A 26,842-nucleotide genomic window follows, 5' to 3' on the forward strand; every position below is an offset into this window, starting at 1 on the left:
CTCAGGCGCCGAGGGCCCAGTCCGGTCGGCGCTTCTCCAGCAGCGCGGCGATGCCCTCCCGCGCCTCGGCCGAGGCGAAGCGCTCGGCGGACACCTCCGCCATGCGGCGGAAGTCGTCCTGGAGGTCGGCGCCGGGCAGCTCGCGCAGCAGCCGCTTGGTGACCGCGAGCGCCTCCGGGGCGCCGCGGCCGAGCTGCTCCACCAGCTCGTCGACGGCGGCGTCCAGCCGGTCGTCGGGCACGACCCGGTCGAGCAGACCGGCCGCCCCGGCCCGGGCGCCGTCGAACGGCTCGCCGGTGAGGAAGAGCTCCCGCGCCGCCCGCGGGTCCATCCGCCGCAGGACGGGGACGGCGATGATCGCCGGCGCCACACCGATCCTGACCTCGCTGAAGGCGAAGGTCGCCCCCGCGGGGCCCACGGCGAGGTCGCAGGCCGCGATCAGCCCGAGGCCGCCGGCCCGCGCCGGCCCGTTCACCCGGGCGACCACGGGCTTGGGCCCCGTCAGGAGCAGGGTCAGCACCTCTGGCAGGCCGACCGCGCCGGGAGCTCCGCCGGCCCGCTGCTCCTTCAGGTCGGCGCCCGAGCAGAACACCGGCCCCGCCCCGGTCAGCACGACCACGCGGACCTCGGCGTCGGCCAGGGCCGCAGCCAGCGCGGCGTGGAGCTGCTCGACCAGGGCACGCGAGAGCGCGTTGCGGTTGTGCGGAGAGTCCAGCGTCAGCACGGCGGCCGGCCCTCGCCGGGTGACCCCGACCAGGCGGCCGTCAGGCACGGAACTCGTCCCGCAGCTCGTGCTTCTGGATCTTCCCCGTCGCGGTCTTCGGCAGCCCCGTGCGGACCTCGATCCGCTTGGGCACCTGGAAGCCGCCCAGGTGCTGCTTGCAGTGGGCGAGCAGCCGCTCGGCCAGCGCGACCGCGTCGACGTCCGGGTCGGCCGGCACGACCACCGCGGTCACGGCCTCGCCCCAGCGGTCGTCCGGCACCCCGATGACCGCCGCCTCGACGATCTCCGCCGACGCCAGCAGCACCCGCTCCACCTCGACCGAGGAGACGTTCTCGCCGCCGGTCTTCACCATGTCCTTGACCCGGTCGGTGAACCAGACGACACCTTCGTCGTCGAGGTGGCCGACGTCGCCGCTGTGGAACCAGCCGTGCGCGAACGCGGCGGTGTTGGCGGCCGGGTTGTTCCAGTAGCCGCTCATCACGTGCGGGCCGCGGTAGACGATCTCGCCGGTCTCGCCGGGGGGCAGCAGCTGCCCGGCCGGGTCCATGATCCGGGTGTCGACGGTGACCGTGGACGGGCCCCAGGACGCCGCCTTGGTCTCCTGGTGCGCCGGCCACTGGAACACCGTCGCGGGCACGCACTCGGTCTGCCCCGAGCCGAGCAGCACCTGGGCGTTCGGGAAGGCGGCGGCGATCGCGGTGATCCGCTCCTGCGGCATGGGGGCCATGGCGTAGATGCACAGCCGCACCGAGGAGAGGTCGCGGGTCCGGATCCCGGCGGAGGCCAGGAGCGCGCCGTACATCATCGGCAGCAGCATCAGGTGCGTCGCCCGCCGCTGCTCCACGACCTCGAGGAAGCCCTCCGGCTCGAAACCGCGGGGGAGGACGGCGGTGCCGCCGGTGAGCAGGATCGGCAGCAGGAGGGTGTCGAGCGCGGTCGTGTGGAAGAGCGGCAGCACGATCGGCAGGACGGAGAACTCGTCCCCCCGCCGGTGCCCGGTCTGCAGCGCGTTGCTCAGCACGCCCACGTGCACCGACAGGTGGCTGGTGAGCACGCCCTTGGGCCGGGCCGTCGTGCCCGAGGTGTAGAGGCAGTGCAGGGTGTCGCGGTCCTCGACGATCACCTGGACCGGGGTGGGGTCGGTGGCGACGTCGTCCCAGCGCCGCACCTCCCGGCCGGCGACCGACGCCGGGGCCTGGTCACCGGTCACGATCACCGTGGTGATCTGCGGCAGCTCCGGCAGCACCGCCTCCAGCAGCGGGAGGAACGGCGGGTCGGCGACGACGGTGCGGGTCCCGGAGTCGGCCAGGATCCAGCCGATGTCCTCCGGCGCCAGCATCAGGTTCACCGGGAGCGCGACCAGCCCGGCCTTGGCGCAGCCGAAGAAGCTGGCGGCGAACCGCCACGAGTTGCCCAGCAGGAAGGCGACCGGCTCCTGGTGGCCCACGCCGGCGTCGAGCAGGCCGCGCCCGAACGCTTCGGCCGCGCCGTCCAGCCGGGCGTAGCTGATCTCCTCGTCGCCGTCGACGATCGCGGTGCGCTGGGCGAACAGCTGGGCGGTGCGGGTCAGCATGTCGCCGACCGAGAAGCGGGTGGCGAGGTTGAGCTCCAGGGGGTCGACCCCGGACAGGTCAGGACGCATGGCTGTTCCCTTCGGTCTCGGTCTGCGGTGCGGGGGGTTCGCCGACGACCGCGAGGACCGCGCCCGTCTCCACCTGCCGGCCCACGTCGGCGTGCAGGTGCGTGACCACCCCGTCGGCCGGCGCGACCACGGGGTGCTCCATCTTCATGGCCTCCAGGACCAGCACCAGCTGGCCCGCGGCGACCTGCTCGCCCTCGGCCACCGCCACCCGGACCACGGTCCCGGGCATGGCGGCGGTGAGGGATCCGGGCTGCACGGCGGCGGTCGGCTCCGGGAACCGGGGCTGCTCGACCAGCGTGCTGCCGCCCTCGGGCCCGTCGACGTGCCAGCGGCCGCCGTCGGCGTGCACGTCGTAGGTGCTGCGCAGCCCGCCGGCCTCGACGTCCAGGCGGACCCGGCCGGGGCGCGGAACCGCTGTGCCGAGCACGGTGAGCGGCACCGGCTCGCCGTCGACGTCGGCCGTGACCCCCGACCGGTCGATGCGGTAGCGCACCGTGCCGGCGTCGAAGACCGTGAGCTGCGGGGCCGTGGGGTTGTTGCGCCAGCCCGAGGGCAGCCCGCCCAGCACCGGCGCGGCAGCTCGCCGCAGCGCCGCCCCGGCCAGCGCCGCCACGACGGCGTGCCGGCGCCGGCCGGCCTCGTCGACCAGCGGGGCGGCCAGCCGGTCCAGGCCGTGCCGGTCGAGGAAGGCCGTGTCGGTCTCCCCGGCGAGGAACGCCTCGCTGCGCAGCACACGGACCAGCAGGTCGCGGTTGGTGGTCAGCCCGTGCAGCCGCGCCCGGGCCAGCGCCCCGGCCAGGGCCAGCGCGGCCGAGTCGCGGTCAGGCGCCCAGGCGATGACCTTGGCCAGCATCGGGTCGTAGTGCACACCGACCTCGCCGCCGGCCTCGACCCCGCTGTCCACCCGGATGCCGGGCCCGGCGGTGCTGCGGAAGGCGGCGTCGGCCGGGATCGCGAACTCGGCGAGCCGCCCCGACTGCGGCAGCCAGCCGCGTGCCGGGTCCTCGGCGTAGAGCCGCACCTCGATCGCCGAGCCGGACAGCGCGGGCGACACCGCCGCGGCCGGTAGCGGACGGCCGGCGGCGACGTCGAACTGGAGGCGGACCAGGTCCAGCCCGGTGACGGCCTCGGTGACCGGGTGCTCGACCTGCAGCCGGGTGTTCATCTCGAGGAAGAAGAACTCGCCCGCCTCGTCGAGCAGGAACTCCACCGTGCCGGCGCCGACATAGCCGATCGCCCGCGCGGCGGCCACCGCGGCGTCCTGCAGCCGGGTGCGGAGCTCCGGACCGACGGCGGGGGAGGGTGCCTCCTCGACGACCTTCTGGTGCCGGCGCTGGATGGAGCACTCGCGCTCGAACAGCGCCACCGTGGTGCCGTGCCGGTCGCCGAACACCTGCACCTCGATGTGCCGTGGCCGCTCGACCAGGCGCTCGAGGAAGACGGTGCCGTCGCCGAAGGCCGAGGCCGCCTCCCGGCCGGCGCCGGCCACCGCGTCGGCCAGTTCGTCCGGCCCGCGCACGGCACGCATGCCGCGGCCGCCCCCGCCGAAGGAGGCCTTGACCAGCAGGGGGTAGCCCACCTCGCCGGCGGCCTTCTCCAGGGTGTCGCCGGTCAGGCCCGTGGCGTCCACGCTCGGCAGGGTGGGCACCCCGGCGCGGCTCATCAGCTCCTTCGCGGCGAGCTTGCTGCCCATGGCCTCGACGGCCTCGGGGTCGGGGCCGACGAACACCAGCCCCGCCGCCTCCACCGCGCGGGCGAAGCCGGCGTTCTCGGAGAGGAACCCGTAGCCGGGGTGGACGCAGTCGGCGCCGGCCCGCAGCGCGGCCTCGACCACGAGATCGGCGCGCAGGTAGGTCTCCGCGGGCGTGCTGCCGGGCAGCCGGACGGCGACGTCCGCCTCGCGGACGAACGGCGCGTCGGCGTCGGCGTCGGAGTGCACGGCCACCGTGCGCAGGCCCATGGCGCGTGCGGTGGTGAAGATCCGCCGTGCGATCTCGCCCCGGTTCGCGACCAGGACGCAGCTCAGGGTGCGGCTCACAGCCGGAACACCCCCCATCCGTCGTGCAGCCCTCGGACCGGTGCGTTGGAGATCGCCGAGAGCGCCAGCCCGAGGACGGTGCGGGTGTCGCGGGGGTCGATGATGCCGTCGTCGTAGAGCCGCCCGGAGAGGAACAGGGCCAGCGACTCCGCCTCGATCTGCTGCTCCACCGCGGCGCGCATGGCGGCCGCGGCCTCCTCGTCGTAGTCGCGGCCGCGGGCCCGGGCGCTGGCCCGGCCGACGATGTCGAGGACGCCGGCGAGCTGGGCGGCGCCCATCACCGCGCTCTTGGCGTTGGGCCAGGTGAAGAGGAAGCGGGGGTCGTAGGCGCGGCCGCACATGCCGTAGTTGCCGGCTCCGTAGGAGGCGCCGATGTTGAGGGTGATGTGCGGGACCGCGCTGTTGGAGACCGCGTTGATCATCTGCGACCCGGCCTTGATGATGCCGTCCTGCTCGTACTCGGTCCCGACCATGTAGCCGGTGGTGTTCTGCAGGAACAGCAGCGGGGTGTCGGTCTGGTTGGCCAGCTGGATGAACTGGGCGGCCTTCTCGGCGTCCTGCCGGAACAGCACGCCGCGGGCGTTGGCGAGCACGCCGATCGGGTAGCCGTGCACGCTCGCCCAGCCGGTGACCAGCGAGGTGCCGTACAGGGGCTTGTGCTCGTCGAAGCGGCTGCCGTCGACGATGCGGGCGAGCACGTCGCGCGGGTCCAGCGGCTGCCGCAGGTCGGCGGGCGCCAGGTCGAGCAGCTCCTCGGGGTCGTGCAGCGGCGGGTCGGCCGGCCGTGAGGGGCCCGGGCCCAGTTTGCGCCAGTTGAGGTTGCGCACGATCTGCCGGCCCAGCCGGATGGCGTCGACCTCGTCGACGGCGAGGTGGTCGGCGCTGCCGGAGACCCGGGCGTGCATCGACGCCCCGCCGAGGGACTCCTCGTCGGCCTCCTCGCCGGTGGCCATCTTCACCAGCGGGGGGCCGGCGAGGAACACCTTGCTGCGGCCGTCGATCATCACCACGTGGTCGCTCATCCCGGGGACGTAGGCGCCCCCGGCGGTGCTGTTGCCGAACACCAGCGCGACGGTGGGGATGCCCTGGGCGGAGAGCCGGGTGAGGTTGCGGAAGCCACGGCCGCCCGGGATGAAGATCTCCGACTGGGTGGGCAGGTCGGCGCCGCCGGACTCGACGAGGCTGAGGAAGGGGAGCCGGTTGGTCTCGGCGATGTCGTGCGCGCGCTGCGACTTGCGCAGCGTGTACGGGTTGGACGTGCCGCCGCGCACCGTCGGGTCGTTGGCGGAGATCATCACCTCCACGCCCTCGACGACGCCGATGCCGGTGACCGTGCTCGCGCCGACCGGGAAGTCGGTGCCCCAGGCGGCGTAGGGGGAGAGCTCCAGGAAGGGGCTGTCCCGGTCGAGCAGCAGCTCGATCCGTTCCCGCACGGTGAGCTTGCCGCGGCCGCGGTGCCGGGCCACGGCGCTCTCGCCGCCGCCGGCGTTGGCCCGGCCGCGTTGCTCCTCGAGCTCGGCCAGCCGGTCGAGCATCGCCGCGCGGTTGGTCGCGGCGCGTTCGTCGAGCAGGGTCATGAATCCACCTCCGGTGGCAGCAGCCGGGCCGGGACGTCGACCACGCGGGCGCGCAGCCACTCGCCCACGGCCTTGGCCTGGGGGTCGAACCGGGTGCCCGCGGCGACGCCGTCGCCGAGGAGACCGGGCAGCTGGAACAGCACCGCCCGCAGGCCGGGCAGCAACTCGCGGGTGACCGGGAGGGCGGCGGTCTCGGGGAGCAGCGCCCGCAGCCGGTCGGGGGTGAGGAACGTGGCGAGCCAGGCGTAGCCGTCCTCGGTGCGGGCGTAGACGCCGAGGGTCGCTGCCCCGCCCTTGTCGCCGCTGCGCGCCCCGGCGACCCGCCCGAGCGGAGCGGCGACGGTGGGGCCGTCGTCGTCCCACCGTGGTGGCCCCACCGGGGCGGGGGCGAGGGTCGGAGGTGCCGGGGGAGCGGTGGCGGTCAGCGTCTCCGTCGAGCCGTCGGGCAGGCCGACGACCTGCGGCACCTCCCCGGCCGGCACCCAGGCCGCCGAGTAGACCCCGTACGGCGACGGGCTGGGCGGCGCGGCGGTGGCGTGGAAGCCCGGGATGCTGGCCAGGCCGAGCTCGATCACCGGGACGGTGAAGCCCTTGCCCACCTTCCTCCGGTCGCGGTCCTTGACCGTGACGTGCAGCAGGGCCGCGGCCTCCTCCTGCACCGCCGCATCCGGCGAGTCCGTGCGGGCGAGCGCCACCGTGACGTCCTCGATCCCGGCCAGCGCGGGGGCGAGCTGGCGGCGGAGCAGCTCCGCCTTGCGCTCGATGTCGAGACCGGTCAGTGGCAGGGTCATCGAGTTCCGGAAGCCGCCGAGGCGGTTGACGGCCACCTTGAGCCACTCCCCGGCGGGCAGCCCGCGGGAGCCGGTGATCTCGACCCGGTCGGGGCCGGCCTGCCGCAGCCGGAGATCGTCGAAGCGGGTGACGACGTCGGGGCCGCCGTAGGCGCTGCCGGTGAGCTCGTAGAGCAGCTGCTCGGTGACAGTCCCCACGGTGACCGCCCCGCCCGTGCCCGGGTGCTTGGTGATCACCGAGGTGCCGTCGGCGGCGATCTCGGCGAGCGGGAAGCCGATGCAGTCCAGCGCCGCGGGGTCGGCGTCGAGAAGCTCGGCGAAGAAGCTGAAGTTCCCGCCGGTGGCCTGGGCGCCGCACTCCAGGACGTGCCCCGCGACGGTGGCCCCGGCGAGCGCGTCCAGGTCGTCGGGCCCCCAGCCGTGGTGCCAGGCCGCCGGGCCGACGACGAGGCTGGCGTCGGTGACCCGGCCGGTGACGACGACGTCCGCGCCGGCCTGCAGGGCCCGCACGATGCCCCGGCACCCCAGGTAGGCGTTGGCGGTGAGGACGTCGGGGACCTCGCCGTTCCCCGGCGGGGTGTCGCCCGCCCGGAGCAGGCCACGCCGGCGCAGGTCCGGGAGGCGGGGCAGCAGGTCGTCGCCGCTGACCGTGGCCACCCGCACCGGTACCCCGAGCCGTCGGCCGAGCTCGGTGACCGCCGCGGCGAGCCCCTGCGGGTTGAGCCCGCCCGCGTTGCTGACGATGCGGACACCGCGTTCGAGCGCGGTGCCCAGGCACTCCTCGAGCTGGGAGAGGAAGGTGCGGGCGTAGCCGGCCGTCGGGTCCTCGGCCCGCTGGCGTCCCAGGATCAGCATGGTCAGCTCGGCGAGGTAGTCGCCGGTGAGCACGTCGACGTCCCCACCCGCGAGCATCTCCTGCATGGCGCTGTGCCGGTCGCCGTAGAAGCCGGAGACGTTGGCGACGCGGACCGGCGCCGTCACCGCGCACCGCCCAGCGGCTGCCGGCCCGCGCCGGGCGGACCGGCGAAGGCCTGCGCGATCGACATCCACTCCTCGGCCGCCGGCCCGGTGACGTCGAGGGCGAGGTCGTCGCGGTGCCGGCGCTGGGTGACCAGCAGGCAGAAGTCCAGCGCCGGGCCGCGGACGGTGTCGGCGGCGTCCGCCGGCCCCCACGTCCACCGCTCGCCACCGGGCCCGGTGAGCTCCACGCGGACCGGCCGGGCGGGCACCGGCAGCCCTCTCACGGCGTAGGAGAACGGCCGGGCGCGGACGCCGATCTCGGCCACCGAGCGCAGTCGCGGCGTGGCCGCGCGGTCCTGCCCGAGCGCGTCGACGACGTCCTGGCCGTGCGCCCACGTCTCCATGAGCCGGGCGGTGACGAACGACGCCGGGCTCATCGGCGGGCCGAACCACGGCACCCGCACGCCGGGATCGACCGCCCGCAGCGCGTCGGCCAGGGTGTGACGGCCGGCCCGCCAGTCCGCGAGCACCTCTGCGGGCGGCGTGGCCCGGCCCTCGGCCGTGCGCCGCTCGACGTAGTCGCCGGCCGCGTCGCCCGGGCCGGCGACCAGGGCGGCGAACCCGGCGGGATCGGTCACCGCCAGGAGGGCGTCCCGGTCGAAGAACCGCAGGTGGTTGATCGTGTCGCGGACGTCCCAGCCGGCCGCGGGGGTGGGGGTGCGCCACGCGGCGTCGTCGAGGGGGGCCACCCGGGCGTCGAGGTCGGCCCCCTCGGCGAGGAGGTCGTCCACCAACGCGTCCAGCAACGCGCTGCGGTCGTTCACGCGGAGAACCCCTGCATCCGGGCCAGCACCTGCAGCATCACCTCGTCGGCGCCGCCACCGATCGAGGCGAGCCGGCTGTCCCGGAAGAACCGGGCGGTCCAGGTCTCCTCCATGTAGCCCATGCCGCCGTGGAACTGCAGGCAGGTGTCGGCCACCTCGCGCAGCAGCCGGCCGGCGGTCAGCTTGGCCACCGTGGCCTGGCGGGTGGTGTCCTCGCCGTTCAGGTAGGCCTCCGCGCACGCGTAGTTGTGCGACTGCAGCAGGTCGACCTGCGCGGCGAGCTCGGCCAGCCGGAAGGCGATGTACTGGCTGGCCAGCAGCGGCCCGCCGAAGGCCTGGCGCTGCTGCAGGTGGTCACGGGTGCGCTCCAGCGCCATCCGGCAGCTGCCCACCGCGCCGTAGGCGGCGAACATGCGCTCGACGACGAACTGCGCCATCTGCTGCTGGAAGCCGCGGCCGACGGCGCCGATGGTGTTCGACACCGGCACCCGCACGTCCTCGAAGTACAGCTCGGCGGTGTCCGACGAGCGGTTGCCCAGCTTGTCGAGCTTCCGGGAGACGGCGAAGCCGGGGGTGTCGGTGGGCACGATGATCTGGCTCATCCCGCGGTGGCCACCCTCGTCGGAGGTGCGGGCCAGCAGGCACAGCCAGTCGGCCTGGGTGCCGTTGGTGATGTACAGCTTGCTGCCGTTGATCACCCACTCGTCGCCGTCCCGCACCGCCCGGGTGCGCAGCCCGGAGACGTCGGAGCCGGCGCCCGGCTCGGTCACCGCGATGGAGCAGACGGCGGTGCCCCGGATGGCGGGTTCCAGGTAGCGGCGCTTGAGCTCGTCGCTGCCGAACTCGTGCAGGGACGGCGTCGCCATCATGGTCTGGACGCCGATCGCCATGGGCACGCCGGCACACCCCGACCGGTGCAGCTCCTCGCACAGGATCACGCTGAACAGGTGGTCGGCGCCCTGCCCGCCGTACTCGGGGTCGTACTCCAGGCCCAGCAGGCCGAGCTCGCCGAGCTTCGGGAACAGCTCGTGGGCCGGGAACGTGCCCGCCCGCTCCCACTCGTCGACGTGGGGGGCGATCTCCCGGTCGACGACGTCGCGCACCAGCTTCCGGAAGGCGTGGTGCTCGTCGGTGAAGCGCATCGGAACTCCCGGCGGTGATGGTCGGCGGCAGCGCCACCGGCCGAACTTGACGACAGCGTCAGGTCTATCAGCCGGGTGTGACCGGCACAACAACCGGCTGCGCTAACGTCGCGCCTCGTCGTCGGCCGACCACGCCGGTCGACCGCCGACGCAGGGCACGCCGGACAGGAGGGGGCGCGATGAGGCTGGGGCTGTCGCTGGGGTACTGGGGGGCCGGGCCGCCGCCGGGCCAGGCCGAGCTGGTCGCCGAGGCCGAGCGCCTGGGCTTCGAGTCGGTGTGGACCGCGGAGGCGTACGGCTCCGACGCCCTCACCCCGCTGGCCTGGCTGGGCAGTGCCACCACCCGGCTGCGGCTCGGCACCTCGGTGGTGCAGATGTCCGCCCGGACGCCGACGGCCACCGCGATGGCGGCGCTGACGATGGACCACCTCTCCGGTGGGCGGTTCGTCCTGGGCCTGGGCGTCTCCGGGCCGCAGGTGGTGGAGGGCTGGTACGGCCAGCCCTATCCCAGGCCGCTCGCCCGCACCCGCGAGTACGTCGAGGTGCTGCGGCAGGTGTTCGCGCGGCAACCCGTGCGCCACGACGGCGAGCACTACCGCATCCCGTTCCCGGGCGGCACCGGGCTGGGCAAGTCGCTGCGGCCGACGGTGCACCCGTTCCGCCCCGACATCCCGGTCCTGCTGGCGGCCGAGGGGCCCAAGAACGTGGCGCTGGCGGCGGAGATCGCCGACGGCTGGATCCCGCTCTTCTACTCGCCGCACGACGACGCGCACTACCGGGAGTCGCTCGCCGAGGGCTTCGCCCGCCCGGGGGCCCGCCGCGGCGCCGGTGACTTCGAGGTCGCCTGCATGGTGCAGGTGGAGGTGGCCGACGACGTCGACTCCGCGGCCGACCGCGTGCGGCCGATGCTCGCCCTCTACGTCGGCGGGATGGGTGCCCGGGGCGTGAACTTCCACTACGAGGTCTTCGCCCGGATGGGCTTCGAGGCCGACTGCGCCCGCATCCAGGAGCTGTACCTGGCCGGCCGGAAGGACGAGGCGGTGGCGGCCGTCCCGCTGGCGATGGTGGAGAAGGTGGCCCTCGTGGGGCCGCGGGCCAAGATCGCCGACGACCTCGCGGCCTGGGAGGAGTCGCTCGTCACCACGATGCTGGTCGGCGGTTCCCCCGAGACCCTCCGCATGATGGCCGAGCTCACCGGCTGACGACGGCGCCGGGAGTTCACCGCGGACACCCTCGCCCGCGGCCGGTCGAGCCGTGAGCGTGCGGCGGGTGGCGATCTCGGTGGACGAGCGGCCCGCGCCGGCCGGGCAGGATCCCTGCCCGACGATGTCCTGCACGCTCCCGCCTTCCTGGGGGTGTCGGTGGACGCCGGCCGCAACGACGGGGCGACCGGGGACGCCGACATCAGCGCTGACGGCGCACCGGTGCGGACGGTGGTGGTGACCGCGCGCGAGGACCTCGAGATCCGCCGCCAGGTGGTGGAACTGCTCGCTCCGGGCTGACCGGCCGAGGCGTGCCGGTTCCGAGTCGCGACAGAGCCGCTCATCCGCCACCTTGGACCCTGGCGCGCCGCGACGCAGGGGAGGCCAGGCCATGCCGGAGTTCGATCTCGCGACCGTGGACCTCGTGGTCATCGGCGCCTACGTGGTCATGATCATCGGGATCGGCTACTGGGTGTCCCGGCGGACCTCGGACTCCGACGACTACTTCCTCGCCGGACGTGGCATGGCGTGGCCCCTCGTGGGCTTCTCGCTCATCGTCACCAACTTCTCCGGCACCCAGTTCCTGGGGCTGGCCGGAGCCGGCTACGACACCGGCATCGCGGTGTGGAACTTCGAGTGGATGGCCACGCTGGTCCTGCTGGTCTTCGCGGTGCTCATCCTGCCGATCTACCTGCAGTCGAAGATCAGCACCGTCCCGGAGTTCCTGGAGCGGCGGTACGACAGGCGTTCCCGGTACGCCTTCTCCGGGTTCACGGTGCTCACGGGCATGCTCATCGACTCCGCCGGAGGCATGATCGCCGGCGCGCTGGTGCTGAACCTGCTGTTCCCGGGGGTTCCGCTGCTCGTGCACATCGTGGCGATCGCCGTCCTGGCGGGCGTGTACGTGATCCTCGGTGGGCTGCGGGCGGTGATGATCACCGACACCATCCAGGGCGTGCTGCTGTTCCTGGCGGCCGGCATCATCTTCGTCCTCGTGTTCCGGGAGTTCGACTACCAGTGGTCGGTGTTCCCCGAGCTCGCGCCGGAGGACGGCTTCACCATCGCGCCTCCGCCCGACGACGACTTCCTGCCGTGGCCGGGCATCTTCACCGGGGCCATCTGGCTCGGCTTCTACGTGTGGGTCGCCAACCACGTCGTCGTCCAGCGGGTGCTGGCGGCGAAGAACCTGGACCACGGCAGGTGGGGGGCGCTGTTCGCCGGCCTGATGCAGCTGCCGCTGCTCGTGCTGCTGATCTTCCCCGGGATCCTCGCCCGGGACGTCTTCCCGGACCTGGAGAACCCTGACCTCGCCTGGCCGTCGTTGATTTTCGAGTTCATCCCCGTCGGCCTGCGCGGGCTGATCGTCGCCGCGCTGCTCGCCGCGCTGATGTCCACCTTGGACTCGGTCCTGAACGGGGCCGCGAGCCTGGTGATCAACGACTTCGTCAAGACGCGCGACAAGGAGTACAGCGAGAAGCGGCTGCTGCTGATGAGCCGGGTGCTCGTCGGCATCTTCATGGTCGTCGCGGTGGCCTGGGCGCCGGTCATCCTGCAGTTCGACACGATCGTCGAGTACTTCCAGTCGTTCCTCGGCTACGTGACGATGCCGATCGTCGTCGTCCTCCTCGGCGGCATCTTCTGGAAGCGCGCCACCGCGCAGGCCGCCTTCTGGACGCTGGTGGTCGTGATCCCGATCGGGGTGGCCGGCTTCGTCACCGGGGAGATCTTCGAGCTGTACGGCGTCCAGTTCCTGTACGCGACCGGGATCATGCTGCTGCTCAGCGTCGCCACCCTGGTGGCCATCTCGCTGTTCACCGAGGCGCCGGACCGCGAGAAGATCGCCGAGGTGGTGTTCGACCGGCAGACGTGGCGCGAGGAGTCCGGGGAGCTCCGCGGCAAGCCCTGGTACAAGAACTACCGCCACCTCTCGCTCGGCCTGGCGGTGCTGACCGTCGCGGTGGTGGTGCCCTTCATCTGAGCCGTGCCGACCGCCCGTGCCTCAGGTGTGCCCGTCGTCTTGCCGGCGTGCGCCGGCTGGTCGACCCCCGGTGCGGCCGGCACCGGCAGGGCCCGCCGGCCCTGGCCGCGCGTCGCGCGCAGGCTCAGCCAGATCGAGGTACCGGTGATCGTGGTGACCACCGCGAGGCTGATCGTGGTGGGCACGTAGCGGACGTCGATCTCCAGCAGCATCGTGATGCCGACCCGGACCAGCACCAGGGGGATGGTCGCGCCGCGCGCTACCTCCGGCCCGGTCCGGTGGTGCCGCCGCGATCCGGCCGCGTGGTCCCGGCCACGCCGGTGGCGATCGCGGAGGACCGGGAGAGCACGGCGGCGCAGCCCAGGAGAAGGCCCCACAGCAGGAACCACGGGTCCCAGAACAGGACGTGCCAGCGCAGCGCGGTCGGATCGGCCGGGCGGAAGCCGGTCAGCCCGACCAGGGCGATCGCGCCGACCCCGATCTGGAGCGCCCCGTAGGCCGTCAGGAGCGCGGCGCCCAGCAAGGCGGTGCGGGTGACCAGGCGCCGGGGGAGCGGCCGGCCCCACGGCTGGATCAGCGCCAGGGCCAGCGCGGCGGCGGCGAGCTTCAGCGCGGTCGTCGTCGCACCGAGGGTCAGCGCCGTCGTGCCACCGCGACGGGCGAGCGCCTCGAGCTCGCCCCCGACCGTGGACAGCAGCGCGGTGCCGCCCGCCGTCCAGTAGGCGCTGACCCCGGCGGAGAGCACGGCCAGGGCTGCCGCACCGTACGCGGAGCCGCGCCGCAACCGCTCCCGCCGGACGCCGGCCGACATGCTCCGCAGCGCAGCCACCTCAGGTCCTCGGCTCGGTGCGGGGAGCGGTTCCGGGTTCCACGAGGCGAGGATCCACCGCGTCGTCGACGGGGACAGCGCCGCGCCTGCCCCCCGTCGCAGCAGAGCCGCCGCGACCGGTCCTGCCGACCAGGTGACGCCCCACGCACGGCCAGGACCAGACCGCCCACCGCCAGGAGCGCCGGAGCGGTGGCAGGAGCGGGGAGCGCGGCGACGGAGGAGCGATCGACGACGGCGGTGCCGAGCACCGGCCGCCCGCATCATGCGGGTCTGCACCCGTCGACCAGATGGCCCCGCCGGCGGCGCCCGGAGGGAGATGATCAGGGCGTCCAGCGCGGGCTTGATGCCGAAGGCGCGGGATTTGTGTAACGGGCAGCCGAAATGGGCACCCATGGAGCGATGATGTACCGCGCCGCCGCCGCCGTGCCGTTCCACGACCGGGACCGGGTGACCGCCGGACTCCGCGGGCAGCTGCGTGTGATGGCGGCCGCCGCGGGAGCGGATCCGGACTGGTCGACGCTCCGGGTGCAGGGACCGGCCAGACCCGCTTCGAGCCAGGGCACCGAGCTGACCGAGTGGACGGCGACCGTGGTGGTCACCGGGGGCGCGCCGGCGCTCGACGACCGGTTGATCGACGCGCTCCGGCCCGCGGCCCCGCGGCGGGCGGCGGCGAGCGCGGAGGTGACGTCCCCGCTGGTCGACCGCTGAGCCGCACGGTCACCTGGTTGAGCGTTCTCTCACATTCGCCCGCCCCGCTGGCAGGTGGCCGGCCGGCGCGGCATGCTCGACGGGTGCCGAGGAGTGTTGCGTTGACGCGTCGTCGCGCCGTCGACCTCCTGCGCACGGCGAGCCTGCTCTAGCGCGCCGCGCCGCCCAGCCTCCGCGCAGACACCCCGCGCCGCCCGTCGTCGGCGTGCGCCACCGCGCTGCGGGCCGGGCCCCGCCCGTGCCCTGCCCCGCCGAGCCATCCAGAGGCCACCGTGATCGAGCTGTCCGACGTCCGCAAGGTCTTCCCCGCACGCCGCGGGGCGGCCGAGGTCGTCGCCGTCGACGGCGTGAGCCTGTCCGTCGCCGCCGGCGAGTTCGCCGGCGTCGTGGGCCCCAGCGGCTCCGGCAAGAGCACCCTCGCCCGGCTGGTCAACCTGCTGGAGCGGCCGACGTCGGGCCGGGTGGTCGTCGACGGTCAGCCGCTCACCGATCTCGACGCCGACGGCGTGCGGCGCGCCCGCCGCACCGTCGGCATGGTGTTCCAGCACTTCAACCTGCTCGACTCCCGCACGGCCGCCGGCAACGTCGAGCACCCGCTGGAGCTCGCCGGTACCGGCCGGGCCGAACGGCGCCGCCGGGTGGCCGAGCTGCTCGACCTGGTCGGCCTGGCCGACCGGCACGCGGCCCGGCCGGCGCAGCTCTCGGGTGGCCAGAAGCAGCGCGTCGCGATCGCCCGAGCCCTGGCCGCCCGGCCGAAGGTGCTGCTCTGCGACGAGGCGACCAGCGCGCTCGATCCGGCGAGCACCACCGGTGTGCTGGACCTGCTGCGGCAGGTGCGCACCGAACTGGGTCTGACCGTCCTGCTCATCACCCACGAGATGGCGGTGGTCCGGGCGGTGTGCGACAGCGCGGTGCTGATGGACCGCGGCCGGGTCGTCGACGGCGGCCCGCTGACCGAGGTGCTGACCCGCCCGCGTTCGCCGCTGGCCGCCCAGCTGCTCCCGGCCCCGCCCGTCGCCGGCCGCGCCGGCGACCTGGTCCGGGTCACCGTCACCGACGCCGCGCCGGAGGGCCGCGTGCTGCGCACCCTGGCCGGCGAGCTGGGGCTCGACGTCGAGGTGGTGGGCGGCTCGGTGGAGACCGTCGCCGGCCGCCGCTTCGGCCGCCTGCTGCTCTCGGTCACCGGTGACGACGGGCGCCTCGACGGCGCCCTGCAGCGGCTCCGGGACGGTGGGTCGCTGGTCGAGCGTGCCCGCCCGGGCGACGAGCCGGCGCCGTGGCGGGAGCAGGAGCCGGCGGCCGAGCCGCCGCCCGGACCTGACGAACCCCGGTTCCTCGACGCCCCGGAGGTGCAGCGGTGAGCAACTGGGACCGGATCGCCCCGCAACTGGCCGAGGCCACGTGGGAGACGTTGTACATGGTGAGCGTGAGCACGCTGCTCACCGTGCTGATCGGCGTCCCGCTCGGGGTGCTGCTCACCGTCACCGCACCGGGCGCGCTCTCCCCGAGCCCGGTGCTGCACCGCGTCCTCGGCCTGGTGGTCAACCTGGGCCGGTCGCTGCCGTTCATCATCCTGCTGGTGCTCGTCGCCCCGGTGACCCGAGGCATCGTGGGCACCACGATCGGGTCGACGGCGACGATCGTGCCCCTGACCATCGGTGCCGTCCCCTTCCTCGCCCGGCTGGTGGAGACCAGCCTGCGGGAGGTCGGGCACGGCAAGGTCGAGGCGACGCTGGCCATGGGCGCCCGCCGCCGCGACGTCGTCCGCACGGTGCTGCTGCCCGAGGCGCTGCCGTCGCTGGTCGCGGGCGTCACCGTCACCGTCGTCGCCCTCATCAGCTACTCGGCGATGGCCGGTGCCATCGGCGGCGGAGGCCTCGGCGACTTCGCCATCCGCTACGGCTACCAGCAGTTCCGCACCGACATCACCGTGGTCACCGTCGTCCTGCTGCTCGTCCTGGTCCAGCTGCTGCAGTGGGCCGGCGACCGCTGGGCCCGCCGGCTCGCGCACGCCTGATCCTCCGCACCACCCGACCCCTCGCTAGGAGAACCCCGCACATGCTCCGCCCCACCCGGACCACCCTCGCCGCCGTCGCCACCGCCACGCTGCTCGGCCTGACCGCCTGCGGGGGTGGGGAGGCCGAGCTGTCGGCGGCGGACGAGCCGCTGCGCGTCGGCGCCTCCCCGGTGCCGCACGCGGAGATCCTGCGGTTCATCGACGAGGAGCTCGCGGACGACGCCGGGCTGGACCTGGAGATCGTCGAGTTCACCGACTACGTGCAGCCCAACGTCGCCCTCGACGACGGCTCGCTGGACGCCAACTACTTCCAGACGGTGCCCTACCTCGAGGAGCAGGAGGCCAGCGCCGGCTACGACTTCACCGCGCTGGAGCCGGTGCACATCGAGCCGCTGGGCATCTACTCCGACTCGCTGACCGCGCTGGCCGACCTCCCCGACGGCGCCACGGTCGCGATCCCGAACGACCCGACCAACGCCGCCCGGGCCCTGCGGCTGCTCGAGGCCAACGACCTCATCACGCTGGCCGACACGGGCGACTCCGCGCCGACGGCGCTGGACATCGACGGCAACCCGAAGAACCTGGAGATCCAGCAGGTCGAGGCCGCGCAGCTGCCGCGTTCGCTGGCCGACGTCGACGCCGCGGTCATCAACGGCAACTACGCGATCGACGCCGACCTCTCACCGGCCGAGGACGCCCTCGCGCTCGAGGCGGCCGAGGGCAACCCGAACGCGAACCTGCTCGTGGTCCGCAGCGGCGACGAGGACGCCGAGCGGATCGTCGCGCTGGAGGAGTTGCTGCACTCCGACGAGGTGCGGCAGTTCATCGAGGAGAACTACTCCGGCGCCGTCCTGCCGGCGTTCTGATCCGGCCCGGAGGGCCTCGGCCGGGCACGTCCACCTGCTGAGCCGGTGCCGTCGCCCACCGGGGCCCTCCGCCCGAGCACGGCGGCCAGGGAGGCGTCGGAGGCGGCCAGGGCTGCCCGGTCGAAGGTGCTGCTGCCGGCGACCAGCTCGGCCGCCCCCGTGCGGTCGAGCAGCTCCACCAGCCTGCTCTCCACCTGGGCGGGCGTGCCGGCGATCGCCGCCGCGGCCGTCTCCTCGAGGTACTGCTGCTGGCGGGGGGTGCGGTGCGCGGCGCGGACGGCGGCCACCGGTTCCAGCGCCGGGAAGGTGCCGGTGGTGCGGGCCCGGGCCATCGCCCACGCCTCGGGCAGCAACAGCTCCGCGGCCTCCGCCGGGGTGTCGGCGACGAGCACGTCGAGGCTGATGGCCACCCGCGGCTCCGGCTGCTGCGCGGAGGGCCGGAAGGTGCGCCGGTAGCCGGCCAGCGCGGCCAGCCCCGGCTCGGGGTCACCGGCCAGGCCCAGCAGCGGGCCCCCGACGATGACCGGCAGCCCCAGCCCGGCCGCGACCTGCAGCCCGCGCCCGGTCGCCAGCACGTGCAGCGGCACCGGTCCGGCGGGCTGCGGGTGCAGGGTGATCTCCGCCGTGCCGGTGAGGTAGGCGCGCAGCTCGGCGAGGTCGGCCGGGAAGTCCCGGTCGGTCTCCCGCAGGGCGCGGCGTACCGGTGCGGTGAAGCCGGGGGAGCGGCCCAGTCCCAGGTCGACCCGGGCGGGGGCGAAGGCGGACAGGGTGGCGAACTGCTCGGCGACGACGAGCGGCTGGTGGTGCGGCAGCATCACGCCGGCCGAGCCGAGCCGGATGGTCGTCGTCCGGCCGGCGACGGCGGCCAGCAGCACCGCCGGGGCGGCGCCGGCGATCCCCGGCACCCCGTGGTGCTCGGCGACCCAGAACCGGTCGAACCCGAGCAGTTCCGCGTGGACGGCGCGCGCGACGCTGCCGTCGAGCGCCGCGGCGTCGGGTTCGCCGATCCGGGTGCGGGAGCGGTCGAGCAGGGACAACCGCGGGGACGTGTCGGTCACGTCGGAGCCAGCGCCCTCCGGCCGGGAGCTGTTCCGGCGGCCGCCTGGGGAACGCGGCCGGCAGGGACCGGCGGCGGACCCCGGGCCACCTCGCCCATCGTCACGCCGCCCCGGTGCTCATCCCGCGAGCGCCTGGGACGCCTGCTGGTCCAGGTGCTCGTACGCCCAGGCGGCGAGGGTGCCGGGCGTCGTGGTCACCAGGCTCCGGCCGTCCTCCGGGACGAACCCGTCGCGCAGACCGGTGCTCATGCCGAGGATCGCCTCGACCTGGGGATCGGTGAGGCCCGCGGCCCGCAACCCGGAGCGGATGGCGTCGTCGGGCACGCGCTCGGCGCGCACGGAGCGCCCCGTCGCGGCGGACACGACGGCCGCGACCTGGGCCCAGCTGAGGTCCTCGGGTCCGTGGACGGCCTGGACGTGCCGGCCCGTCCAGGCGGTGGACAGCAGCCGCACGGCGGCGACGTCCCCGACGTCACGCGGGTCGACCCACGGGAGGGGCATGTCCACCGGCAGGGCGACGCGGAGGACGCCCTCGCCGAGGCCCGGGTCGAGCAGCAGGTTGGTGAAGAACATGCCGCAGCGCAGATGGGTGACCGAGGCGCCGGTGCCGTCGAGCGCCACCTCGGTGGCGGCCAGGCCGTCGATGTCCCCGGCGCCCGTGCGCTCCTCCGCGCCGACGCTGCTCTGGAGGACCGTGCGCGCGATGCCGTTGTCGACGACGGCGCGGGCGGCGATCCGGCCCAGCCGGCGCTGTGCCTCGACCGGGTCGTCGTCGTCGGTGGGCGGGTTGACCCAGTACAGGGCGTCGGCGCCCTCCGTCGCGCGCAGGACCACGTCGACGTCGCGCTGGTCTCCCTCGACCGTGTCGACCAGGGCGCGGGTGGCCGGGTCGAGCCGACCGGCGTCCCGGAGCAGCAGCGTCGGCCGCTGCCCGGCCTGCAGCAGCAGGCGCACGACGCGCGAGCCGACGGAACCGGTGGGGGTGGTGACGACGATCTTCACTGTTCCTCCTCTGCGTGCGGTGACCGCCCTGGAGCGCACCCGCGGGCTCGCCGCCCACCGGTGCCGACACGACATGCTGGTGCGGGGTACCGACAGGAACGGCGTCCGGTCGCGGGGGTCCGTTCGACCGGGCCGGCACCCGACGAAGCGACCGGGCCGGTGCGGGCGGAGAGCAGGGCCCGACCGCGGAAGACGACCCGATCGGGGGCGTCCGGAGGGGGGAGGCGTTGGTCCCTGCCCTGGGCGCCGGGCACACTGCCGGTGTGACGGGCGGCGGCGAGGCGAGTACCGATCCCGGGCTCAGGCTCCCCGCCCCGCGCGGTGGCGACGTCGGCGGGCCCGAGGCGGGCGCGCGGCTGCTCGTCCCCGGCGAGACCTGCTGGCGGATCGAGCAGGCCACCCGGTTCGCGGTCTTCGTCGACGCGGCCGGGTACTTCGCCACCCTCAAGCGCGCGGTGCTGGGTGCCCGGCGCCGGGTGCTCTTCATCGGCTGGGACTTCGATCCCCGGATCAGGCTCGACCCGCTGGACGGCGGCCGACCCCAGGACGACCGGCTGGGCGCGGTGCTCGAGCGAGCGGTGGAGCAGAACCCGCAGCTGCACGTCGGCGTCCTGCAGTGGGACCTGGGGATGCTGCGCGCGCTCGGCCGGGGGTTGAAGCCGATCGTGCTCCTGGACCGCAGCGCGCCCGACCGGCTGACCTTCGCCGTCGACACCCACCACCCGGTCGGCGGCGCGCACCACCAGAAGATCGTGGTGATCGACGACTCCCTCGCCTTCGCCGGCGGCATCGACGTCACCGCGGACCGCTGGGACACCTCCGACCACGCCGACGCCAACCCGCACCGGTGCCGGCCGGCGACCGGACCCGCACCGGGCCGGCGCACCGGGCCGTGGCACGACGCGACGAGCATCATGAGCGGCCCTGCCGCGCGCGCGCTCGCCGAGCTGGCCTGCGAGCGGTGGGAGAGCGGCACGGGCGAGCGCCTCGAGCCCCTTCCCGAGGAGCGGGACCACTGGCCCGAGGGGGTGGAGCCCTTGCTCACCGACGTGGACGTGGCGATCTCCCGCACCCGCCCCGAGCACGGTGGGACACCGCTGGTGCACGAGGTCGAGCTGCTGTGGCTGGCGGTGATCGCCGGTGCCCGCCGGGCGCTCTACGTCGAGAGCCAGTACTTCGCCAGCCGGCGGATCGCCGAGGCGATCGCCGAGCGGCTGCGCGAGCCCGACGGCCCCGACGTGGTCGTGGTCAACCCCTGGACAGCCGACGGCTGGCTCTCGGAGAAGGCGATGGGCACCGCGCGCGCCCGGGTGCTGGAGATCGTCCGCGAGGCCGACGTGCACGACCGGTTCCGGCTCTACACCCCGGTGAGCGAGGGGGGCGCGCACATCTACGTGCACGCCAAGATCACCGTCGTCGACGACCGGCTGCTGCGCATCGGCTCCAGCAACGTGAACAACCGCTCGATGGGCCTGGACACCGAGTGCGACCTGGCGATCGAGGCGGTGGAGGGACGGCCCGGGGCCGACGAGCTGGCCGACACGATCGTCGCCTTCCGGGACCGTCTGCTCGCCGAGCACCTGGGCTGCGCGCCGGAGGACGTCACCGCCGCGATCGCCGACACCGGTTCTCTGGTGCGGGGCATCGAGCGGCTGCGCCCGCCGACCGGCCGCTCGCTCGTGCCGTTCGAGCCGCCCGAGCTCGGCCCCGGCGACCGGGCGCTCGCGGAGTCGGAGGTCATGGACCCCGAGAAGACGCCGAACCGCTGGCGCAGGGTCGAGCGGTTCTTCGCCCGCCGACGGCGGCCGTGGAACCGGGTGCGCGCCTGACCCCCTTCGCCGATGGCCCGGTGACCGGTGGGCGGGCGGGCACCCTGCCGCCGTCTGGTTCGTTCACCGGGGACAGCCCGGTACGGACGTCAGAGGCGTAGGCGCCAGCCGCCTCGGTTTCGAGGGAGGACCGTCCACATGACCCGCAGGAGTGATCCGCAGCGATCGACCACCACGTCGCCGTCGCCGGCAGACCGGCGGGCGGTGCGAACCCGGGTGCTGAGGGTGCACCGCATCGGAGCAGCCGCCGTGGGTGTCGTCCTGCTCGTGTTCGCCGCCCTCGGCTTCGCCCGTGGCGTGCCGTTCTTCTCGACCACCGGCGAGTCGGTGGTGGGCATGTCGGCGAACGGCCTGCTGTCCACCGTCTCCGTGATCGTCGGGCTCGTGCTGATCGGTGGCGCGCTGGCGGGAGCAGGCGTGGCCTCGACGGTCATGATCGTCGTCGGGGTGCTGTTCCTGGTGTCGGCGCTCGGCAACCTGGCCGTGCTGCGCACCGACTACAACGTCTTCGCCTTCGACTTCACCAACGTGGTCTTCTCGGCCGTCGTCGGCCTGGTCCTGCTGCTGCTCGGTGCCTACGGCCGGATCAGCGGCAACCTCCCGGTCGAGAGCCCCTACCGGTCACCGGACGAGGCGGGCGACGAGTCCGGGCCGGTGGCGGAGACGCCGCAGACGCCGGCGGAATCCGCGGCGGACGAGGCGATGCACGAGGCCGAACGGGCGGTCGCCCAGGGGCAGGCGACCGACGAGCAGCGTCGCCGGGTGGAAGCCATGTCGCAGGCGCGCTCCCGGAAGGACCGGCGGAGGATGTGGATGGAGTTCGACGCCGGAGCCCGCTGACCGGCCTCGACCGCGAGGGCGGCCGCCGCTGGTGCCCACCGTCGGTGGCCCGTCGCTACGGCTCCACGTCCATGCGCCGCACCAGGTCCCCGTCGAAGGTGTGGACGTGGCGGACGTCGGAGCGGTCCAGCACGACACCGCTGGGGTCACGGACCACCTGCCGGACGCCGACCTCGACCGAGCCGTCCCCGCGGTCGGAGACGCTGGTCGGCCGCAGGTTCGGCCGGATCTCGGCCCACTGGCGCTCCCAGTAGTGCCGGACGGCGTCGCGCCCGACGACCCGGCCGCCCTCCCAGCCGTTCGGCCAGTCCACGTCCGGCGCCATCGCCGACAGCACCGTCTCGATGTCGCGTGCGTTGAACGCGTCGTACAGCGAGCGCAGCAGGGCCTGACGGTGGGCGGTCATGCTGGTCGGCCTCCGAGGACGAGGTCGTGGGCAAGGGCTGCAGCAGACGATCCGTGACGGGCACCGTAGCGCGGCCGACGACCTCGTGGATCCTGCAACGGCGCTCGGCCGTCCCTGGTCCCGCAGGCGCGGTGGATGGGTGACCGGGCTGCCGCCGGTGCGGCGCGTACCGGTTCAGCCGTCGCCCGGGTAGGGCGGTGCGCTGTCGGCCACGACGGCACCTCGTCGGCCGAGCGGCTGCTCCGGCCCGACCGTCGAGTCGCGCACGGTCTGCCGTTCGGTCTCCGCGTTCACCGCGGCACCGAGGAAGATGAAGGCGACGGTCGTCCACAGCCAGAACATGCTGATCGCCACGCCGGCGAGGGAGCCGTAGGTCGACTGGTAGTTCCCCAGGCTCTGCACGTAGGAGAAGAAGGCCAGGGTGGTGCCGAGCCAGGCGATGGTCGCGAGGACCGACCCCGGCGTGAGCCAGCGCCACCGGGCGTCCCTGCGGTCGGGAGCGACCCGGTAGAGGACCGCGAGGGCCGCCGCCATCAGGATGGCCAGGGCCACCCAGGACAGCACCGAGGCGGCGGTGCGGACGGCGCCGGGGGCGCCGGCGAGCTCGGCCCCGAGGATGCCGGCCGCGGCGATCAGGCCGGCGAGCGCCACGGCTCCACCGAGCACGAACACGAGGGCGAGCCCGCTGCGGCGCAGGAGCCCCCGCGTCTCCGTCTGGTGGTAGGCGATGCAGATGCCGTCGATGAGGTAGGTCATCGCGGTCGTCGCCGTCCACAGGGCGACCAGGAGGCCGGTGATCCCGCGGAAGGTGAGCACCTGCGCCGAGGCCGCGGTGATCGTCGTGAGCTGATCGGCCACGATCGACTCGAGGTCGTCGGGCAGCACGTCCGCCACCTCGGAGAGCTGCTGCAACGCCGTCCCCGGGGTGTTCACGACGCCGTAGATCGACACGGCGGTCACCAGCACGGGGGCGACCGACAGCACGGCGAAGAACGCCACCCCGGCGCTCTGGACCATCAGCCGGTCGGTGAGCAGCTGGCGCGCGGCCCGCCGCAGCAGGATGCGCCAGTCCGCCGCGGAGATGCGGTGCGGCGAGTCCGCGCCGTACCGCTCGGTCCCGTTCCCACGGTTCCCCGAGCCGGTCGGGGGACGCCCCTGCCGGGCCACAGTCATGACCCATCCCACCTCCGGCTGCCGGTGGCCGCAACGGCGCCGCGGCCCCGGCGCGCCCCCATCGCCCCGCCGCCGGTGGCCTCACCCCTCCTGGGGGCGGACCACCGTCAGCGCGATCCCGGCGGCCACGCGGTAGGGGTTGGTGGTCACCAGGCCGCCGACGACCTTCCGCAGCCGGGAGATCTCCGCCCGGACGGTGACGCAGTGCGCCGCGTCGCCGAACAACGCGGTGCTCAGCCGGTCGGCGCCCAGCCCCTGCCGGCCGGCCTGGTGCAGCAGGAGCAGGAGGTCGGCGTGCCGCCGGGTCAGCGGGGTCACCCACGGGTCGCCGCGCGACCGGAGGCGGAGCACGGGTGGACCGGTCAGGTCCAGTTCGGCGGTGACGGCGTCCCCCGGCTCGCGCGGCCTGACCAGCCAGCCCTCACCGACCCGTTCGGGCGTGCACAGCCCGAGGCCCGGAACAGCGAGCACCGTGCCGTCGCGCGGCACCGCGACCCGGTCGCGCGCGCTGATGCCCGACCGGTGAGCGACCCAGCCGTGGTCGTCGACCAGCAGCAGCGGGCCGGAGACGGTGGCCAGGACACCGCGGGCCGAGCGGCGCAGCCGCTCCAGCCGCTGCTCGTGGTGCCGCCACAGCTGGGCCTCCGCCAGCCGGACTGCGGTCTCGACGAGCGCCGCGATGACCGGGTGCAGGGTCAGCGCGGGTCCGCTGACGTCGACGACGCCCAGCAGATCCCCGCTGACGGGGTGGTGGATCGGCGCGGCCGTGCAGTACCAGGGGTGCTGGGCCTGCTCGAAGTGCTCGGCGGAGAACAGCTGCACAGGAGCCGCCTCGGCCAGCGCCGTCCCGATGGCGTTGGTGCCGACGGTGGCCTCGGTCCAGCGGGCCCCCTCGGTGAATCCCAGCGCATCGGCGCGCAGCCGCACGCGCGCGGAGCCCTCGCGCCAGAGGATCACGCCGTCGGCGTCGGTCACGGCCATGAGGAAGGACGACGCGTCGGCCACGCTGCCGAGGACCTGCCGGAGCTCGTCGATCACCGGCAGCAGGGGTGAGCACCGGCGTCGGCGCTCGACCTCGGCGGGGCGCAGCGGTTCGCGGGCGTTGGTGCGCGACGGGTCCAGCCCGAGGCCCAGCGCCCGTGCCCACGAGCGCGCGACGACCCCGCGGGGACGGACGGGCGGCCGGTTCCCTCCGATCACCGCGTCGTGCACGCGCACCAGCACGCGGGCGTGCTGCGACAGGTCGGTACCGGGAGCGATCGCCGAGTAGCCGGTCACGCGCACCTCCACCTCGCCCAGGCAGCACCCGGCCGCGTGCAACACGCTGCAACGCTTCCGCCGCCGGACCCCGGGCGCTGTGCTGCACATCACACCACGTCGAACCGTGCCCGCAGGAGGTAGCCGGCCATGACGCAGACCCTCGACACGACCACACAGGCCCCGGAGCAGCGGGCGGAGCGCTGGCTCGCCGACTTCGCCGACGCGCTGCAGGCCCGCGACGTCGCGCGTGCGGCCGGCATGTTCGCCGCCACCAGCTTCTGGCGCGACCTGATCGCCTTCAGCTGGAACATCACCACCGTCGAGAACCCGGCGGGGGTGCGCGACCTGCTGACCCAGACGCTGGAGCGCACCGACCCCTCGTCGTTCGGGCTGGCAGAGCCGCCCGAGGAGGCCGACGGCGTCACCACGGCGTGGTTCACCTTCGAGACCGCCGTCGGCCGCGGCACGGGACTGGTGCGCCTGGTCGAGGAGGACGGTGCGCCGAAGGCGTGGACGTTCCTCACGTCGGTCCACGAGCTCAAGGGCCACGAGGAACCACGCGGCACGGCCCGGCCCATGGGCGCCGAGCACGGGGCGGACAAGCAGCGCCTCACCTGGCTCGAGCGGCGGCAGAGGGAGCAGGCGGAGCTGGGGGTGAGCGCCCAGCCCTACGTGCTCGTCGTCGGCGGAGGGCAGGGTGGGATCGCGCTGGGCGCCCGGCTGCGGCAGCTCGGCGTGCCGGCGCTCGTCGTCGACAAGCACGACCGTCCGGGGGACCAGTGGCGCGGCCGGTACAAGTCCCTGTGCCTGCACGACCCGGTCTGGTACGACCACCTGCCGTACCTGAAGTTCCCGGACAACTGGCCGGTGTTCTCGCCCAAGGACAAGATCGGCGACTGGCTCGAGTCCTACGTCACGGTCATGGAGGTCCCGTACTGGGGCAGCACGGTGGCCACGGAGGCCGCCTACTCGCCCGAGAAGGGGGAGTGGACCGTCCAGGTCGAGCGGCACGGCAAACCGCTGACCCTGCGCCCGGCGCACGTCGTGCTGGCCACCGGGATGTCGGGCAAGCCGAACGTCCCGGTCATCCCCGGGCAGGACGTCTTCCGCGGCGACCAGCACCACTCGTCGGCGCACCCGGGCCCCGACGCCTACGCGGGCAAGAAGGTCGTCGTCATCGGCAGCAACAACTCCGCCTTCGACATCTGCGGTGCCCTCTGGGAGAACGACGCCGACGTCACCATGGTGCAGCGCTCGTCGACGCACATCGTCAAGAGCGACACGCTCATGGAGATCGGGCTCGGCGCGCTCTACTCCGAGCAGGCACTGGCCGCCGGCGTCACGACGGAGAAGGCGGACCTGATCTTCGCCTCGCTGCCGTACCGGATCATGCACGAGTTCCAGATCCCGCTGTACGACCAGATGAAGGAACGCGACGCCGACTTCTACGACCGCCTGGAGAAGGCCGGGTTCTGGCTCGACTTCGGCGAGGACGGCTCGGGGCTGTTCATGAAGTACCTCCGCCGCGGCTCGGGCTACTACATCGACGTCGGCGCCGCGGAACTGGTGGCCGACGGAGAGGTGAAGCTGGTCCACGGGATCGTCGACCACCTCACCGAGGACGCCGTCGTCCTCGAGGACGGCACCGAGCTGCCGGCCGACCTCGTCGTCTACGCCACCGGGTACGGGTCGATGAACGGGTGGGCGGCCGACCTGATCAGCCAGGAGGTGGCGGACAAGGTCGGCAAGGTCTGGGGCCTCGGCTCGGACACGACCAAGGACCCGGGGCCCTGGGAGGGCGAGCAGCGCAACATGTGGAAGCCCACCCAGCAGGAGGCGCTGTGGTTCCACGGCGGGAACCTGCACCAGTCGCGGCACTACTCGCTGTACCTCGCGCTGCAGCTCAAGGCGCGCTACGAGCGGATCCCGACCCCCGTCTACCGCCTGCAGGAGGTGCACCACCTGAGGTGACCGCT

The 26,842-nt window shown here is 74.2% G+C and carries 24 protein-coding genes; 10 read left to right on the forward strand and 14 right to left on the reverse strand.

Annotated elements, in window-relative coordinates:
* Position 1: 1 nt before the first annotated feature.
* Genes ACI79S_RS06650 through ACI79S_RS06680 form a run of 7 tightly spaced genes read right to left on the reverse strand, consistent with a single transcriptional unit; the run spans position 2 to position 9,698 of the window.
* Complete coding sequence (locus tag ACI79S_RS06650; RefSeq protein ID WP_456592649.1) at positions 2-772, reverse strand: enoyl-CoA hydratase-related protein; 771 nt, start codon at positions 770-772, stop codon at positions 2-4.
* Positions 765-2,366 carry a class I adenylate-forming enzyme family protein gene (locus ACI79S_RS06655; protein ID WP_456592650.1) on the reverse strand — a complete coding sequence of 534 codons (1,602 nt, stop codon included), beginning with the start codon at positions 2,364-2,366 and terminating at the stop codon, positions 765-767. The genes ACI79S_RS06650 and ACI79S_RS06655 overlap by 8 nt, the downstream gene beginning before the upstream one ends.
* The gene (locus tag ACI79S_RS06660; protein ID WP_456592651.1) at positions 2,356-4,404 is read right to left on the reverse strand and encodes an ATP-binding protein; all 2,049 of its coding nucleotides are present in this window, start codon (positions 4,402-4,404) and stop codon (positions 2,356-2,358) included. Before ACI79S_RS06660 ends, ACI79S_RS06655 begins: the two co-directional genes overlap by 11 nt.
* On the reverse strand, positions 4,401-5,981 hold the full coding sequence (locus tag ACI79S_RS06665) for an acyl-CoA carboxylase subunit beta (protein ID WP_456592652.1): 1,581 nt from the start codon (positions 5,979-5,981) through the stop codon (positions 4,401-4,403). Before ACI79S_RS06665 ends, ACI79S_RS06660 begins: the two co-directional genes overlap by 4 nt.
* Entirely contained in the window at positions 5,978-7,753 is a 1,776-nt protein-coding gene (locus ACI79S_RS06670; RefSeq protein WP_456592653.1) for an acyclic terpene utilization AtuA family protein, read from the reverse strand. The genes ACI79S_RS06665 and ACI79S_RS06670 overlap by 4 nt, the downstream gene beginning before the upstream one ends.
* A complete protein-coding gene (locus ACI79S_RS06675) occupies positions 7,750-8,556 on the reverse strand; it encodes a TIGR03084 family metal-binding protein (RefSeq protein WP_456592654.1) in 807 nt (268 codons plus the stop codon). Before ACI79S_RS06675 ends, ACI79S_RS06670 begins: the two co-directional genes overlap by 4 nt.
* Positions 8,553-9,698: an acyl-CoA dehydrogenase family protein gene (locus tag ACI79S_RS06680; protein ID WP_456592655.1), complete on the reverse strand. Its 1,146-nt coding sequence runs from the start codon at positions 9,696-9,698 to the stop codon at positions 8,553-8,555. The genes ACI79S_RS06675 and ACI79S_RS06680 overlap by 4 nt, the downstream gene beginning before the upstream one ends.
* Before the next feature lie 179 nt (positions 9,699-9,877).
* Here ACI79S_RS06680 and ACI79S_RS06685 point away from each other — a divergent pair, with 179 nt between their 5' ends.
* The 3 genes from ACI79S_RS06685 to ACI79S_RS06695 all read left to right on the forward strand — a co-directional run bounded on the left by ACI79S_RS06685 (position 9,878) and on the right by ACI79S_RS06695 (position 12,878).
* Complete coding sequence (locus ACI79S_RS06685) at positions 9,878-10,900, forward strand: LLM class F420-dependent oxidoreductase (RefSeq protein ID WP_456592656.1); 1,023 nt, start codon at positions 9,878-9,880, stop codon at positions 10,898-10,900.
* 159 nt (positions 10,901-11,059) lie between these two features.
* Positions 11,060-11,200 carry a hypothetical protein gene (locus tag ACI79S_RS06690; protein ID WP_456592657.1) on the forward strand — a complete coding sequence of 47 codons (141 nt, stop codon included), beginning with the start codon at positions 11,060-11,062 and terminating at the stop codon, positions 11,198-11,200.
* Positions 11,201-11,291: 91 nt separating this feature from the next.
* Positions 11,292-12,878 (forward strand): sodium:solute symporter family transporter, encoded by a 1,587-nt coding sequence (locus ACI79S_RS06695; protein ID WP_456592658.1) that lies wholly within the window; start codon positions 11,292-11,294, stop codon positions 12,876-12,878.
* Here ACI79S_RS06695 and ACI79S_RS06700 read toward each other — a convergent pair.
* Both ACI79S_RS06700 and ACI79S_RS06705 read right to left on the reverse strand, forming a co-directional pair.
* Complete coding sequence (locus ACI79S_RS06700; protein ID WP_456592659.1) at positions 12,815-13,114, reverse strand: hypothetical protein; 300 nt, start codon at positions 13,112-13,114, stop codon at positions 12,815-12,817. The genes ACI79S_RS06695 and ACI79S_RS06700 overlap by 64 nt on opposite strands.
* Before the next feature lie 23 nt (positions 13,115-13,137).
* Positions 13,138-13,707, reverse strand: coding sequence for a DUF3995 domain-containing protein (locus tag ACI79S_RS06705; RefSeq protein ID WP_456592660.1), 570 nt, complete (start codon positions 13,705-13,707; stop codon positions 13,138-13,140).
* Positions 13,708-14,088: 381 nt separating this feature from the next.
* Here ACI79S_RS06705 and ACI79S_RS06710 point away from each other — a divergent pair, with 381 nt between their 5' ends.
* From ACI79S_RS06710 to ACI79S_RS06725, 4 genes are all read left to right on the forward strand, one after another.
* Positions 14,089-14,415 (forward strand): hypothetical protein, encoded by a 327-nt coding sequence (locus tag ACI79S_RS06710; RefSeq protein WP_456592661.1) that lies wholly within the window; start codon positions 14,089-14,091, stop codon positions 14,413-14,415.
* Between the two features lie 272 nt (positions 14,416-14,687).
* Complete coding sequence (locus ACI79S_RS06715) at positions 14,688-15,776, forward strand: methionine ABC transporter ATP-binding protein (protein ID WP_456592662.1); 1,089 nt, start codon at positions 14,688-14,690, stop codon at positions 15,774-15,776.
* Complete coding sequence (locus ACI79S_RS06720; protein ID WP_456592663.1) at positions 15,773-16,432, forward strand: methionine ABC transporter permease; 660 nt, start codon at positions 15,773-15,775, stop codon at positions 16,430-16,432. The genes ACI79S_RS06715 and ACI79S_RS06720 overlap by 4 nt, the downstream gene beginning before the upstream one ends.
* 41 nt (positions 16,433-16,473) lie before the next feature.
* The gene (locus tag ACI79S_RS06725; protein WP_456592664.1) at positions 16,474-17,298 is read left to right on the forward strand and encodes a MetQ/NlpA family ABC transporter substrate-binding protein; all 825 of its coding nucleotides are present in this window, start codon (positions 16,474-16,476) and stop codon (positions 17,296-17,298) included.
* Here ACI79S_RS06725 and ACI79S_RS06730 read toward each other — a convergent pair.
* On the reverse strand, positions 17,268-18,356 hold the full coding sequence (locus tag ACI79S_RS06730; protein ID WP_456592665.1) for an MsnO8 family LLM class oxidoreductase: 1,089 nt from the start codon (positions 18,354-18,356) through the stop codon (positions 17,268-17,270). The genes ACI79S_RS06725 and ACI79S_RS06730 overlap by 31 nt on opposite strands.
* A 117-nt stretch (positions 18,357-18,473) precedes the next feature.
* Positions 18,474-19,358 (reverse strand): NmrA family NAD(P)-binding protein, encoded by an 885-nt coding sequence (locus ACI79S_RS06735; protein WP_456592666.1) that lies wholly within the window; start codon positions 19,356-19,358, stop codon positions 18,474-18,476.
* A 263-nt stretch (positions 19,359-19,621) separates the two neighbouring features.
* Here ACI79S_RS06735 and ACI79S_RS06740 point away from each other — a divergent pair, with 263 nt between their 5' ends.
* Positions 19,622-21,187, forward strand: coding sequence for a phospholipase D-like domain-containing protein (locus tag ACI79S_RS06740; RefSeq protein WP_456592667.1), 1,566 nt, complete (start codon positions 19,622-19,624; stop codon positions 21,185-21,187).
* 225 nt (positions 21,188-21,412) lie between these two features.
* Positions 21,413-22,027 carry a DUF4383 domain-containing protein gene (locus ACI79S_RS06745; protein ID WP_456592668.1) on the forward strand — a complete coding sequence of 205 codons (615 nt, stop codon included), beginning with the start codon at positions 21,413-21,415 and terminating at the stop codon, positions 22,025-22,027.
* Positions 22,028-22,082: 55 nt separating this feature from the next.
* On the opposite strand, the gene ACI79S_RS06750 is transcribed toward ACI79S_RS06745, so the two are convergent.
* The 3 genes from ACI79S_RS06750 to ACI79S_RS06760 form a co-directional block, all read right to left on the reverse strand.
* Complete coding sequence (locus tag ACI79S_RS06750) at positions 22,083-22,433, reverse strand: nuclear transport factor 2 family protein (RefSeq protein WP_456592669.1); 351 nt, start codon at positions 22,431-22,433, stop codon at positions 22,083-22,085.
* Between the two features lie 174 nt (positions 22,434-22,607).
* Positions 22,608-23,606, reverse strand: a complete 999-nt coding sequence (locus ACI79S_RS06755) for a YihY/virulence factor BrkB family protein (protein ID WP_456592670.1) — start codon at positions 23,604-23,606, stop codon at positions 22,608-22,610.
* Between the two features lie 81 nt (positions 23,607-23,687).
* The gene (locus ACI79S_RS06760; protein WP_456592671.1) at positions 23,688-24,929 is read right to left on the reverse strand and encodes a GAF domain-containing protein; all 1,242 of its coding nucleotides are present in this window, start codon (positions 24,927-24,929) and stop codon (positions 23,688-23,690) included.
* A gap of 84 nt (positions 24,930-25,013) precedes the next feature.
* Between ACI79S_RS06760 and ACI79S_RS06765 the strand changes: the two genes are divergently transcribed.
* Positions 25,014-26,837, forward strand: coding sequence for an NAD(P)-binding domain-containing protein (locus tag ACI79S_RS06765; protein ID WP_456592672.1), 1,824 nt, complete (start codon positions 25,014-25,016; stop codon positions 26,835-26,837).
* Positions 26,838-26,842 lie beyond the last annotated feature (5 nt).

It is taken from the genome of Blastococcus sp. SYSU DS1024 (assembly GCF_054050795.1).